Below are 13,519 nucleotides of genomic sequence, written 5' to 3'. Positions count from 1 at the left end.
ATGAGCGACACCCAGCCGGACAGCGCTGTCCGCACGTACATCGACACCCACCGCGCGGCCTTCCTCGACGACCTCGCCGAGTGGCTCCGCATCCCCTCCGTCTCGGCCCAGCCCGAGCACACGGGCGACGTACGCCGCAGCGCCGAATGGCTCGCCGCGAAGCTCAAGGAGACCGGCTTCCCGGTCGCCGAGATCTGGGAGACCCCGGGCGCGCCCGCCGTCTTCGCGCACTGGCCGAGCGCGGACCCGGACGCCCCCACCATCCTCGTCTACGGGCACCACGACGTGCAGCCCGCCGCCCTCGCCGACGGCTGGCACACCGACCCGTTCGAGCCGGTCGTCAAGGACGGCCGGATGTACGCGCGCGGCGCCGCCGACGACAAGGGCCAGGTGTTCTTCCACACCCTCGGGGTCCGTGCCCACCTGGCCGCCACCGGCGCCGACGCCCCCGCCGTCAACCTCAAGCTGATCGTCGAGGGCGAGGAGGAGTCCGGTTCCCCGAACTTCCGCGACCTCGTCGAGGCCCGCGCCCGCGAGCTCGCCGCCGACGTCGTGATCGTCTCCGACACCGGCATGTGGTCCGAGACCACCCCCACCGTCTGCACCGGCATGCGCGGGGTCGCCGACTGCGAGATCGACTTCCACGGACCCGACCAGGACATCCACTCCGGCGCGTTCGGCGGGGCCGTGCCCAATCCGGCCACCGTCGCCGCCCGCCTGGTCGCGGCCCTGCACGACGAGGACGGGCGGGTCACCCTCCCCGGCTTCTACGACAACATCGCCGAGCTCACCGACGCGGAGCGCGCCCTCATCGCCGAACTCCCCTTCGACGAGTCCGAGTGGCTCCGTACGGCCAAGTCCCACGCGGCCTCCGGCGAGGCCGGCTACTCCACCCTGGAGCGCGTCTGGGCCCGCCCGACGGCCGAGGTCAACGGCATCGGCGGCGGCTACCAGGGGCCCGGCGGCAAGACCATCGTGCCCGCCTCCGCCCACCTGAAGCTGTCGTTCCGCCTGGTGTCCGGGCAGGACCCGTACGAGGTCGAGGCCGTCGTCAAGGACTGGGTCGCGGCCCGGGTCCCGGCCGGAATCCGGCACAGCATCACCTTCGGCGCGCCCACCCGCCCCTGCCTGACCCCGCTGGACCACCCGGCCCTGCAGTCCGTCGTACGGGCCATGGGCCGCGCCTTCGGCGAGAAGGTCCGCTTCACCCGCGAGGGCGGCTCGGGACCCGCGGCCGACCTCCAGGACGTCCTCGACGCCCCCGTCCTCTTCCTCGGCATCTCCGTCCCGTCCGACGGCTGGCACTCGCCGAACGAGAAGGTCGAGCTGGACCTCCTCCTCAAGGGCGTCGAGACGACCGCCTACCTCTGGGGCGACCTGGCCGCCCACCGCTGACCCGCCCGCGCCAGACGCACCCGCCCTGCCCAGCCTGCCTGTCCCACCACCGGGGGAGTTGGAAGTACCTGTGAGCACCGAAACCGAGCGCCCTCTCTCGCTCGCCGCGCCCAGCGGAATCGACCGCGCCGCGCACCACCGCCTCGACGAGGCGTGGCTCGCCGCCGCCTGGAGCCACCCGACGACCCGTGTCTTCGTCGTCTCCGGCGGCCAGGTCCTGATCGACGACACCCCCGACGGCGGCACCGCCATCGTGATGACCCCCGCCTTCGAGGCCCCGGTCACCGAGACGCACCGCTACTTCCTGGGCAGCGACGAGGACGGCGTACGGTACTTCGCGCTCCAGAAGGACTCGCTGCCGGGCCGGATGGACCAGTCGGCCCGCCCGGCCGGCCTGCGCGAGGCCGGGCTGCTGCTGCCCCCGCGCGACGCCGGGCTGATGGTGCACGCCGTGGCGCTGGAGAACTGGCAGCGGATGCACCGCTTCTGCTCCCGCTGCGGCGAGCGCACGGTGGTCGCGGCCGCCGGGCACATCCGCCGCTGCCCGGGCTGCGGGGCCGAGCACTACCCGCGCACCGACCCGGCCGTGATCATGCTGGTCACCGACGAGCACGACCGCGCGCTGCTGGGCCGCCAGGTGCACTGGCCGGAGGGCCGCTTCTCGACGCTGGCCGGGTTCGTGGAGCCCGGTGAGTCGATCGAGCAGTCCGTCATCCGCGAGGTGTGGGAGGAGGCGGGCGTCAAGGTCGGCGAGGTCGAGTACGTGGCCAGCCAGCCCTGGCCGTTCCCGTACAGCCTGATGCTGGGCTTCACCGCCCGCGCCACCTCCTCCGAGATCACGGTGGACGGCGAGGAGATCCAGGAGGCCCGCTGGTTCTCCCGCGACGACCTGCGCACGGCGATCGAGACGGGCGAGGTGCTGGCGCCCTCGGGCATCTCCATCGCGGCCCGGCTGGTCGAGCTCTGGTACGGCAAGCCGCTGCCGAGGCCGACGGCGTAATCCTCGTCACACCGGCACATCGCGGCACATCGCGGTACCTCCGTACCGCCCTGCCGCCGCCCCGTGACAGCAGAAGGCCCCCGCCGAGGCGGGGGCCTTTCTGTGCGCGGACGGGCCGCGCGGGGCGCACTCAGACCGCGAGCGCCTGCTTGACCTGGGCCAGGCTCGGGTTCGTCATGACCGACTCGCCGCCCGTGGGGGACACCACGAGGACGGTGGGGACCGTCTGGTTGCCGCCGTTGGCCTTCTCGACGAACGCGGCGGACTCGGGGTCCAGCTCGATGTTGATCTCGTTGTACGCGATGCCTTCCCGGTCCATCTGGGACTTCAGCCGACGGCAGTAGCCGCACCAGGTCGTGCTGTACATCGTGACGGAACCCGTGTCCTGCATGCTGCGCTCTCCTCTGTGGGGTCTCGGTGGTCCGAGTACTCGAACGTACGGGAGCGCTCCACCATTCCCCCGGGGCGGGGTGGCGGCCCGTCCGTCGGACAGGCTCTGTCAAGTACGACGGACAGGTGCGGCCTGTGGACAAGTTTCCCGCCCGGCACTCGAGACCTGGCAGCATGGCGGGGTGACAGCAGCAACGCACTCCTCATCCTTCCCGGGCGGCCCCGACCACGCCGACTCGGCCGACGCGGTGCTCCTGGGCCTGGACCCGGAGCAGCGCGAGGTCGCGACGACCCTGCGCGGCCCGGTGTGCGTGCTGGCCGGCGCGGGCACGGGCAAGACCCGCGCCATCACCCACCGCATCGCCTACGGAGTCCAGTCCGGCCAGCTGATGCCGGCCAGTGTGCTCGCCGTCACCTTCACCAACCGCGCCGCCGGAGAGATGCGCGGCCGCCTGCGCAGCCTCGGAGCGGGCGGCGTCCAGGCCCGGACCTTCCACTCCGCCGCCCTGCGCCAGCTCCAGTACTTCTGGCCCAAGGCGGTCGGCGGGGACGTGCCCCGGCTGCTGGAGCGCAAGATCCAGTTCGTCGCCGAGGCGGGCGCGCGCTGCCGCATCCGCCTCGACCGGGGCGAGCTGCGCGATGTCACCGGCGAGATCGAGTGGGCCAAGGTCACCCAGACCGTGCCCGCCGACTATCCGGCCGCGGCCCTGAAGACGGGCCGCGAGGCCCCCCGGGACATGGCCGAGATCGCCCAGATCTACGGGACGTACGAACAGCTCAAGCGCGACCGCGGCATGATCGACTTCGAGGACGTGCTGCTCCTCACGGTCGGCATCCTCCAGGACCGCTACGACATCGCCGAACAGATCCGCGGCCAGTACCAGCACTTCGTGGTCGACGAGTACCAGGACGTCAGCCCCCTCCAGCAGCGGCTGCTGGACCTGTGGCTCGGCGAGCGCGACAGCCTCTGCGTCGTCGGCGACGCCAGCCAGACCATCTACTCCTTCACCGGCGCCACCCCCGACCACCTGCTGAACTTCCGCACCCGCTACCCGCAGGCCACCGTGGTCAAGCTGGTCCGCGACTACCGCTCCACCCCCCAGGTGGTCCACCTCGCCAACGGCCTGCTGAACCAGGCCAAGGGCCGCGCCGCCGAGCACCGGCTCGAACTGATCTCCCAGCGCGAGACCGGCCCCGACCCGGTCTACGCCGAGTACCCCGACGAGCCCGCCGAAGCCGAGGGGGTCGCCGGCCGGATCCGCGACCTCATCGCGGCCGGGGTCCCGGCGGGCGAGATCGCCGTGCTCTACCGCATCAACGCCCAGTCCGAGATCTACGAGCAGGCCCTCGCCGACGCCGGAGTCCCCTACCAGCTGCGCGGGGCCGAGCGGTTCTTCGAGCGCCAGGAGGTCCAGAAGGCGATCCTCGCGCTGCGCGGAGCCGCCCGCTCCGGGGGCAACGACCCGCTGCTCGAAGACGTCGTCGAACTGGGCTCCCAGGTCCGGGCCGTGCTCAGCTCCACCGGCTGGACCTCCGAACCGCCGGCCGGCTCCGGGGCCGTGCGCGACCAGTGGGAATCACTGGCCGCGCTGGTCCGGCTCGCCGAGGACTTCGCCCGGACCCGGCCCGGCGCCACCCTGGCGGACCTGACGGTCGAGCTGGACGAGCGCAAGGCCGCCCAGCACGCCCCGACCGTCCAGGGCGTCACCCTCGCCTCGCTGCACGCGGCGAAGGGCCTGGAGTGGGACGCCGTCTTCCTCGTCGGCCTCACCGACGGCATGATGCCGATCACCTACGCCAAGACCGACGACCAGGTCGAGGAGGAGCGCCGGCTGCTCTACGTCGGCGTCACCCGGGCAAGGCTGCACCTGACCCTCTCCTGGGCCCTCTCCCGGGCCCCGGGCGGCCGGGCCTCCCGACGGCCCAGCCGCTTCCTGAACGGGCTGCGTCCGGGCTCCGTGGCTCCCGGCAGCGGCCCGGCGGCCGAGCGCGGCACCCGTAAGCGCGGGCGCCGCGGCCCGGTGCTGTGCCGGGTCTGCGGCAAGACCCTGACCGAGGCCGGCGAGCTGAAACTGATGCGCTGCGAGGACTGCCCGTCCGACATGGACGAAGGCCTCTACGAGCGGCTGCGGGACTGGCGCGCGGTCCAGTCGAAGGAGCAGGGGCTGCCCGCCTACTGCGTCTTCACGGACAAGACGCTGATGGCGATCGCGGAGGCCGCGCCCGCCGAGGCGGGGGAGCTCTCGATGATCTCTGGAGTCGGTGGCCGCAAGCTTGAGCGGTACGGAGCCGAGGTGTTGGCCATATGCGCAGGTCAAGAGCCTGGCGGCGAGGAAGCTGACGACGCGTAGAAACTCGTCGGAAAAATAGTTTGCACATGCCCAGCGAATCCCCATAGGTTCTTAGCAACGGAAACGGTGGCTTCTCCGAAGCCCCTGATCCGTGCTGTACTTATCCGAATACGTATGGGACAGGCCTCAGGGCCAGGTCCCCGAGACGCCGAGAGGAGGCGAGACCAGTGACCAGCTTCATGACCTTCACCAAGATGACCGATCGCTCGGTCGACGCTTCCTGCCTGCTCGGTTCCGTCTCGCTCCTGGGTACCGGTGTGTCCGCGATTTCCGCTGACCGCCCCGCCCTGCTGGCGATCCTTCCGGTCAGCGAGCGCAATGAGCGACCGACCCAGGCACCGGTGGCAGTACTGGCAGCGGAAGCAAGGGCGCATGGCGCCTATGTCTTCGCCGCCGCAGCCGGTGCCGGATCCAAGACGAAGCAGACGAAGAAGCAGCAGCACCACCTGATGTGGGCCTTCCGCGGGCTCGAACCCTGGAGTGATCCAGCCTGATCGCATGATCAGGCCGGCGCCTTCAGGGCCGCGGAACCCCACCCGGGATCCGCGGCCCTTCTGTTTGTCCCCGAACGGGGACGACGGAGCGAAGGGGCCTCGGGACTGGCAGAACCAGTCGGTGTGAAGGCAGCCCAGCCGAACCCGGCCGACCGGCCGGAACGACTAGCCGAACAAGACGAGGAAGAAACCACCGTGCAACTCGAAGCGCACGCCCCGTCCGTACCGCAGACCCAAACGATCTCCCCGCCCGCAGTCCCGGAGGACCACACCTTGACCCCGCTCACCGCGCTGACCGCGCTCGACGACGCCATCGAGAACCTCGGCGTACCCGTCCCGTGCCGCACCTTCGACCCCGAGGTCTTCTTCGCCGAGTCCCCGGCGGACGTCGAGTACGCCAAGTCGCTCTGCCGCACCTGCCCGCTGGTCGAGGCCTGCCTCGCCGGGGCGATCGAGCGCCGCGAGCCCTGGGGCGTCTGGGGTGGCGAGCTCTTCGTCCAGGGTGTCGTCGTAGCCCGCAAGCGTCCGCGTGGCCGTCCGCGCAAGAACCCGGTCGCGGCATGAACGCCGCGGGAACCATCGACCGCCCCCTGACGCACGACCCCTTGAAGCAGGCCCTCATGACCACCGACACCACCACGAGCGCGCAGCCGCACGGCGCCGCCCACGCAGACTTCATCACCGCCGGCGCGATGACCTCGCGTCAGAACAGGACCCGCGAAATGCAACTCATCCCAGAAGCCCTGGCTCGTGCCCATATGGACGACCGCATGCGCGAGGCGGACGCCGAGCGTCACGCCACGCGCCTGGTCGCCGCGCGCCGCATGCAGCAGCGTGCCGAGCGCGTCTCGCTGCGCGCCCGGCGCGCGCTGGCCATGGCCGTCATGCAGTAAGAGCTGAGCGCAACCACCCGGGGGGACCGGTCCGAACGGACCGGTCCCCCCGGTGCGTTGCGGACCGCCGCCACCCCCTACGGGGATATCGTCTGGAGGTGGACCAGCCGACCCCCCACCCCGCCCAGCCGGGACCCGAGGCCCAGCCCGTCGTCTGCGCGCGCTGCGGCACCCAGGCCCCCGACGGCGCCCCGCCCACCTGGACCTGTTCGGTGGAGAACGGGACCAGAGAGTACTTCTGCGTCGTCTGCGCGCGAGCCAACCTCAGAGCCATCGAGAGCCGCCTCGACTCGTCCTGGTGGTGAGGCCCTGAGCCCGGTCCGGCACGGGAGCCGGGCCCGCGGGCGGTCATTCCGCGGGCAGGAACCCCGGCAGCCAGGCCTCCAGTTCGTCCCGCAGCCGCACCGTCGCGCCCAGCTGGCACAGGACTCCGATGGTGCTCAGCGTCACCCGGTGGATCAGCACGTACGAAGGCGGCAGGTTGATCTGCCGCCCCAACTGGTGCGCGGGGGAGCGGGGATCGGCGATCCGCGCCGCCTGGCCGCGCAGCCACGGCCGGGTGAAGGTGAACTCCTCGGCCTCGGCGGGCTCGATGATCGGCTTCAGGTAGTCCAGTACCGCGTCGGGGTCGAGTTCGATGGACTTCTTCACGAACCCCTCGGCGCACAGGTGCCCGTAGACCCCCTCGGCGTCACCGTCCAGCGTCATCCGCAGCGACCGGCCTATGGGCTTGGGCCAGCCGCCGGGCAGCCGGTCGACCGTGCCGAAGTCCAGCACGCCCAGCCGCGTCCGGCCGTCCGCCCCGCAGACCAGCCGGAAGTTGCCCGGGTGCGGGTCCGCGTGCAGCAGTCCGGTGCGCGCGGGACCGGAGAAGAGGAACCGGGCCAGCAGCTGTCCGGCGCGGTCGCGCTCCTCCTGGGTACCGTCGGCTATCACCTCCGACAGCGGAGTCCCCTCCAGCCACTCGGTCACCAGCACCTGGTCCCCCTGGTGCACGACATCCGGGACGACCACGTCCGCGTCGCCCTCGAAGGCGTCCGCGTGCGACCGCTGGGCCTCGGCCTCCAGCTCGTAGTCGAGCTCTTCGGTGACCCGCTCGCGCAGTTCCGTGATCACCGGCTTGATCTCCATGCCGGGCATCAGCGGCCCCAGCAGCCCCGCGAACCTGCTCAACTGCTTGAGGTCCGACAGCAGCGCCTCACCGGCCCCGGGGTACTGGACCTTGACCGCGACCTGCCGGCCGTCGTGCCACACCGCCCGGTGCACCTGCCCGATCGAGGCCGCCGCGGCCGGCTTGTCTTCGAACTCCTCGAACAGGTCCCGCCAGTCCTCGCCCAGCCGCTCGGCCAGCACCTTGTGCACCGTCGCCGCGGGCAGCGGCGGGGCCGCCTCCTGAAGCTTGGTCAGCGCCGCCCGGTAGGGCCCGGCCAGTTCCTCGGGCAGGGCCGACTCGAAGACCGACAGGGCCTGCCCGAACTTCATGGCCCCGCCCTTCAGCTCGCCCAGCGTGCGGAAGAGCTGATCGGCCGTGCGCTGCTGGAGCTCACGCGCCACGATTTCCGCCGACTTGCCGCCGATCCGCTTGCCGAGCCCCCAAGTGGCCCGGCCCGCTATGCCGAGCGGCAGCGCCGCGAGCTTGACGGTACGCGTGACCGCCTTCCGGGGAAGATCAGACATACGCCCCTCCGTTTCCCAGACAGCGCGCCGCAAGCGGCGGTTGGGGTGGCCCCTCGGACAGCGGCCCCTCGGACAGAGGCATCCTGTCATGGCCCTCCCTCCCGCCCCGAGCCCGATCCTCGTCCCGCCGCATCCGGCACCTGAGGTACGGCCGCGCCGCAGGGGCAGCCGGGGTGGGCGGCAACGGCGCGGTGCTCCCAGTGCAGGCCCGGGAGGGCGGCCTCCCAGCGGGACGCGGTGGAGGCGGGCAGTTCCCCGTCGAGGAAGGACAGCGCGTGGGCCGCGGCCAGACCGGCCACCGCTGTGGACAGCCCCAGGTCGCAGGCGCCGGCCGCGCGGCGGCGGTGCGCCGACCGCCACTGCACCAGCATCCTCGGCCAGGCCGGGTCCCGCTCGACCCGGTCCCGCTCCATGCAGCCCGCGCAGGCCGTGGCGCCCGGCAGCACCAGGGGCCCCAACAGCCCGGTGCCCTCCAGCACCCCCGCGTACAGGTGCGGGGTGCCGGTGGCGACCCAGTCGGCCGCGGCGTCCGGATCAGGGGCCCAGGCCTGCAACCCGTCCCTCGGCGCGACCACCACCAGCGCCAGCCCGGGCTCCGGGCCCTCGTCCTCCCCGGCCCGCGGAGCACGCCCCGGGGCCGATTCGCGGACCAGCCTGCCCGCGGCCTCGGCCCGCAGCCGGCCCACGCTCCCGGGCCCCAGCCCGCCCGGCGCCACGTCCGACGCCTCCACCCGGCCCCCGTCCAGCACCTCGACCCGGCCCACGCCCGCTCCCGCCAGGACCGCCGCGACCAGGGCGCCGACCCGGCCGCTCCCGCGCACCTGGACCCGTATCGCCCGGCGCGCGGCGATGCCCCGCAAATCCCCGCCGGGCTCCCGGTTCACCAGGGAGAGGGAGCCCACATCGGGACCCAGCCGCTCCAGGGTCTCCGGCCGCCCGCGTACGGCCTGGGCCCGGGGCCCGCCCGCGGTGGCATCGTCGATCAGACCGGCCCCGGCCAGCCGCCGGACCAGCGCGTCGGCCTGACCCACCGGCAGCCCCATCCCCGAGGCCTCGGCCCTCAGCAGGTCCATCCCCCGCGTCCCGTCGATCCGGTCGATGAACGACCCCGTCGCCGTGTCCACCGGGCCGAGCACCACCGCGTGGGCGGGGGTCACCCCGAACTGCACCGTCTCCCTGTCCCGCCAGGCCCGTGCCAGAGCGGGCTTCACCTTCGGATACATGGCCGTCCCCCCGATTCCTGTGCCGATTCCCGCGCCGCCTTCTTTCTCCTGCTCCCGCAACACTGCCCGTCCGCCGGATTCGGTGCGGGAATTTGTCCACAGGCAGGGGGTATTAGGCATATGAGATGGAGAAAGTGGATGCCTTGGGTGCCGGCTGTGAATCGATCATGTTCGAACCTTGGAGGGGCGCGACTTCGGCCGCGCCTTCCGGGTACGGTCGTGGCGTGTCCGCCGACCCCCCGCAGCGCGCCGTAGAAGTCCGCCGGAGCGCGCGCCGCCGCAGGACCGTATCCGCCTATCGCGAGGGTGACCGTACGGTCGTGCTCATCCCTGCCCGGATGTCCGAGGCCGAGGAGCAGCGCTGGGTGGGCGTCATGCTCGACAAACTCGCCGCACAGGAGAGCAAGCGCACCCTCGGGGACGCGGAACTCACCGAACGCGCCGCGCGTTTGTCCGAGCAGTACTTCAGCAGCCGCGCGCGCCCCCGTTCGGTCCGCTGGGTGACCAACCAGAACACCCGCTGGGGCTCCTGCACCCCCGCCGAGGGCAGCATCCGGCTCTCGCACCGCCTCCAGGGCATGCCCGAGTACGTCGTCGACTACGTGCTCCTCCACGAGCTCGCCCACCTCCTCGTACCCGGCCACGGCCCCCGCTTCTGGGAGCTGCTGGAGTCCTACCCGCGGACCGAGCGGGCCCGCGGGTACCTCGAGGGAGTGGTCGCGGCCGAGCGCCTTCCGAAGGTGCCCGCGGCGCGCGACGAATGACCATGACGTCACGCACCGTGATGTGTACCGGGTCGGTACCGACTTGGCCGGATGTCGGCAGTTGGCGTTAGCCTGAGCGGCACGCATTCACAGTCGGGATGGGGGACGGTCGTCAAGTATGGCCAGGGAATTCCAACGCGGCCACAAGGCCAAGATCAGTGATCTGACGGCGGGTACCGATCTGTACGTGGGCGTGCAGATCACCGGGCCCGGACTCGCCTTCGACATCAGCTGCTTCGGCCTCGACGCGAACGAGCAGTTGTCCGACGACCGTTACTTCGTCTTCTTCAACCAGCCGAAGTCGCCGGAAGAGTCCATTCAGCAACTCGGCGCGCAGGCCGGTGACACCGAATCCTTCCGGGTGACACTGGACCGCGTTCCGGCGTCCATCCACAAGCTGTCCTTCACCGCCACCATCGACGGCGCCGGACAGATGTCGCAGGTCGGCCCGGGCTACATCCGGATCGTCGCGGGCGGCGAGGAAGTGGTCCGGTACGCGTTCACCGGCTCGGAGTTCACCACCGAGCGCGCGGTGATGCTCGGGGACTTCTACCTCAAGGACGTGTGGCGCTTCGCCGCCGTCGGCCAGGGCTTCGACGGCGGTCTCGACGCGCTGCTGAGGAACTTCGGCGGCGAGGTCGCCGAGGAGGCGCAGCCGGAGCAGCAGGTCCCGGCCCAGGCCGGCGCCACGCCCGGGTTCGCCCCGCCGCCCCAGGCCGCCGCCCCGGCGCCGTCCTTCGGCGCGCCGGCCGCCCCGGCCCCGCAGGCCCAGGCACCGGCGCCGTCCTTCGGCGCGCCCGCACCTGCGCCCGCACCGGCGCCCGCCCCGCAGCCGCAGGCGTACCAGCAGCCCGCCGCGCCCGGGCCCGCTCCGGTGCACGCGGCCCCCACCATGGCCGCCCCGCTGGCCCCGTCGGCCCCCGCGCCGTACGGCCAGCCGCCGCAGGCCCCGCCGGCGCCGCAGCCCTCGTACGGCCAGCTGCCCGGCCAGTACCCGGGCCAGGTGCCCGCGCCCGCCCCGGCCCCGTACGGCCAGCAGCCGGGCTACGGCCAGGTCCCGGGTCAGGTTCCCGGCCAGGTCCCGGGCCAGTTCCCCGGCCAGCAGCCGGGTTACGCGCCCCAGGCGGCCGGCCCCGCGGCCGGTCTCGCCGCGGCGCTCCAGCCCTACAAGGAAGCGCCGACCGGCGCCCGCTGGACCCCGCAGAACCAGCAGCTCATGCGGGTCGACCTGTCGATGGGCGGCCAGGCCGTCCTCGCCCGCCAGGGCAGCATGGTCCTCTACCAGGGCAAGGTCGACTTCAGCTACAAGGGCGCGGGCTTCGCCGGCCGCGTCGTCGGCAACGCCACCGGCCAGGAGATGCAGCTCATGCGCTGCACCGGCCGCGGCCAGGTCTTCCTCGCGGAGAACGGCGCCCACCTGCACGCCATCGAGCTCCAGGGTGACGCCATCTGCGTCTCCGCCGAGAACGTCCTCGCCTTCGACGAGTCGCTCCAGCACGAGGTCCGCCGGATCGAGGGCCACGGCATCCCCGGCGGCGCCCTGTTCACCATGCAGTTCCAGGGCACCGGCACGGTGATCGTCAAGACGAACGGCGTCCCGGTCGTCCTGCCCGTCACCCCGACCACCTTCGCGGACAGCAACGCCATCGTCGCGTGGTCGGCCGCGTCGCAGGTGATCCTGTCCAGCCAGGTCCGGCTGCGGCGCAACGCCTACCCCGGCCACAGCGGGGAGACCGTGAACCTCCAGTTCCGCGGCGCTCCCGGCAACTTCATCGTCGTCCAGCCGTACGAGGTCTGAGGGAGCCCGACATGAACGCAATGAACCAGCAGCTCGCGGGCTACGCCCCGACCCCCGTCACGGCCCGCATGGAGAACCACGGCCGGGCCATGCTCAAGGTCGCCATGCAGAGCGGCCAGGACCTCTTCGCCCGCACCGGCTCGATGGTCGCCTACGAGGGCTTCGTCCAGTACGAGCCCAACCCGCCGGCCGTCCGCCAGATGGCCTCGCAGTGGCTCACCGGCGAGGGCGCCCCGCTGATGAAGTGCACCGGCGACGGGCTCCTCTACCTCGCCGACTACGGCGCCGACGTCGTCGTCATCAACCTCAACAACGACGCCCTCTCCGTCAACGGAACCAACCTGCTCGCCTTCGACGCCCACCTCCAGTGGGGCGTCGAGCGCGTCAAGGGCATGGCGAAGTTCGCCGGCCAGGGGCTGTTCAACGTGCAGGTCGCCGGCACCGGCTGGGTCGCGATCACCTCCCGCGGCACCCCGATCGTGGTCGACTGCGGCCGCGGCGACGACGAGACGTACGTGGACCCGGACGCGCTCGTCGCCTGGTCCCCGAACCTCAAGGTCAAGGGGAAGCGCAGCTTCAAGGCCTCGTCGATGATCGGCCGGGGCAGCGGGGAGGCCTACCAGATGGCCTTCTCCGGCCAGGGCATCGTCGTCGTACAGCCCAGCGAGGACAGCACCGACCGGCTCCGGGCCCGGGGCTGAGGGGGAGCGGACACATCATGCAGAGCGCACTTTTCGGCTACGCGGAAGCGCAGTCCCAGGACCGGTACACCGTCCAGAACCCCCAGCTCCTGCGGGTCACCCTGGCCGGCTCCGACGACGTGCTCGCCCGCAAGGGCGCGATGGTCGCCTACCAGGGCCTCATCGACTTCGACGGCGAGTACCAGAGCACCAACCAGCGCAACGCCCGCCGCCGCACCGGCGAGGGCCTCGACCTCATGCGCTGCTCCGGGCAGGGCACGGTCTACCTGGCCAACCTCGCCCAGTACGTCCACGTCGTGGACGTGGACCAGGACGGCCTCACGGTCGACAGCAGCTACGTGCTCGCCCTGGACTCCACCCTGCACACCGAGGCCATCGCGGTGGACAGCCAGTACGGGATCTCCGGCTCCGGCAAGTACCAGCTCAACATCACCGGCCGCGGCAAGGTCGCGCTGATGACCTCCGGCCAGCCGCTGATGATGCAGGTCACCCCCGACAAGTACGTCAACGCCGACGCGGACGCCATCGTCGCCTGGTCCACCTCCCTGCGCGTGCAGATGCAGGCCCAGACGCACTCCACCGGCGTCTGGCGGCGCCGCGGGAACACCGGCGAGGGCTGGGAGCTGAGCTTCCTCGGCACCGGCTTCGCGCTGGTGCAGCCCAGCGAGGTGCTGCCGCCGCAGAACGCCCAGCTCGGCCAGGGCGCGGCCGCCCAGTTCGGGATGGGCCAGAACGGCGCGCACGCGCAGAACCAGAACAACGCCTGGAACTGACACGCCTGGAATTGACACCTCCGGCACGACGAAGGGGCGGCCCCGCCAGGGACCGCCCCT

Annotated in this window: 14 protein-coding genes; 11 read left to right on the top strand and 3 right to left on the bottom strand. The window is 72.1% G+C overall.

Going from position 1 to position 13,519, the window contains the following annotated elements:
* On the top strand, positions 1–1,395 hold the full coding sequence (locus OG447_RS01700) for a dipeptidase (protein ID WP_266934386.1): 1,395 nt from the start codon (positions 1–3) through the stop codon (positions 1,393–1,395).
* Between the two features lie 58 nt (positions 1,396–1,453).
* The gene (gene nudC / locus OG447_RS01695; protein ID WP_266934385.1) at positions 1,454–2,395 is read left to right on the top strand and encodes an NAD(+) diphosphatase; all 942 of its coding nucleotides are present in this window, start codon (positions 1,454–1,456) and stop codon (positions 2,393–2,395) included.
* Between the two features lie 130 nt (positions 2,396–2,525).
* On the opposite strand, the gene OG447_RS01690 is transcribed toward nudC, so the two are convergent.
* Positions 2,526–2,786, bottom strand: coding sequence for a glutaredoxin domain-containing protein (locus OG447_RS01690; RefSeq protein WP_266934384.1), 261 nt, complete (start codon positions 2,784–2,786; stop codon positions 2,526–2,528).
* A gap of 181 nt (positions 2,787–2,967) precedes the next feature.
* Here OG447_RS01690 and OG447_RS01685 point away from each other — a divergent pair, with 181 nt between their 5' ends.
* From OG447_RS01685 to OG447_RS01665, 5 genes are all read left to right on the top strand, one after another.
* Positions 2,968–5,136: an ATP-dependent DNA helicase UvrD2 gene (locus OG447_RS01685; RefSeq protein ID WP_266934383.1), complete on the top strand. Its 2,169-nt coding sequence runs from the start codon at positions 2,968–2,970 to the stop codon at positions 5,134–5,136.
* Positions 5,137–5,315: 179 nt separating this feature from the next.
* Positions 5,316–5,630 (top strand): hypothetical protein, encoded by a 315-nt coding sequence (locus tag OG447_RS01680; RefSeq protein WP_266938706.1) that lies wholly within the window; start codon positions 5,316–5,318, stop codon positions 5,628–5,630.
* A gap of 195 nt (positions 5,631–5,825) precedes the next feature.
* Positions 5,826–6,194, top strand: coding sequence for a WhiB family transcriptional regulator (locus OG447_RS01675; RefSeq protein ID WP_266934382.1), 369 nt, complete (start codon positions 5,826–5,828; stop codon positions 6,192–6,194).
* The gene (locus OG447_RS01670) at positions 6,191–6,523 is read left to right on the top strand and encodes a hypothetical protein (RefSeq protein WP_266934381.1); all 333 of its coding nucleotides are present in this window, start codon (positions 6,191–6,193) and stop codon (positions 6,521–6,523) included. The genes OG447_RS01675 and OG447_RS01670 overlap by 4 nt, the downstream gene beginning before the upstream one ends.
* A gap of 98 nt (positions 6,524–6,621) precedes the next feature.
* Positions 6,622–6,828: a hypothetical protein gene (locus OG447_RS01665; RefSeq protein ID WP_078903702.1), complete on the top strand. Its 207-nt coding sequence runs from the start codon at positions 6,622–6,624 to the stop codon at positions 6,826–6,828.
* A 43-nt stretch (positions 6,829–6,871) separates the two neighbouring features.
* On the opposite strand, the gene OG447_RS01660 is transcribed toward OG447_RS01665, so the two are convergent.
* Positions 6,872–8,200 (bottom strand): AarF/ABC1/UbiB kinase family protein, encoded by a 1,329-nt coding sequence (locus OG447_RS01660; RefSeq protein WP_266934380.1) that lies wholly within the window; start codon positions 8,198–8,200, stop codon positions 6,872–6,874.
* An 86-nt stretch (positions 8,201–8,286) separates the two neighbouring features.
* Positions 8,287–9,423, bottom strand: coding sequence for a ThiF family adenylyltransferase (locus OG447_RS01655; protein WP_266934379.1), 1,137 nt, complete (start codon positions 9,421–9,423; stop codon positions 8,287–8,289).
* Between the two features lie 167 nt (positions 9,424–9,590).
* Between OG447_RS01655 and OG447_RS01650 the strand changes: the two genes are divergently transcribed.
* From OG447_RS01650 to OG447_RS01635, 4 genes are all read left to right on the top strand, one after another.
* A complete protein-coding gene (locus OG447_RS01650; protein ID WP_266934378.1) occupies positions 9,591–10,187 on the top strand; it encodes a M48 family metallopeptidase in 597 nt (198 codons plus the stop codon).
* A gap of 118 nt (positions 10,188–10,305) precedes the next feature.
* A complete protein-coding gene (locus OG447_RS01645; RefSeq protein ID WP_266934377.1) occupies positions 10,306–11,985 on the top strand; it encodes a TerD family protein in 1,680 nt (559 codons plus the stop codon).
* A gap of 20 nt (positions 11,986–12,005) precedes the next feature.
* Entirely contained in the window at positions 12,006–12,686 is a 681-nt protein-coding gene (locus OG447_RS01640; RefSeq protein WP_266938705.1) for an AIM24 family protein, read from the top strand.
* Between the two features lie 17 nt (positions 12,687–12,703).
* On the top strand, positions 12,704–13,459 hold the full coding sequence (locus OG447_RS01635; RefSeq protein WP_266934376.1) for an AIM24 family protein: 756 nt from the start codon (positions 12,704–12,706) through the stop codon (positions 13,457–13,459).
* Positions 13,460–13,519: the final 60 nt, after the last annotated feature.

Origin of the sequence: Streptomyces sp. NBC_01408, assembly GCF_026340255.1 — a bacterium.
Taxonomy (GTDB): domain Bacteria; phylum Actinomycetota; class Actinomycetes; order Streptomycetales; family Streptomycetaceae; genus Streptomyces.
The sequence above is the reverse complement of the archived record's forward strand: the minus strand, read 5'-3'. Positions and strand labels throughout refer to the sequence as shown.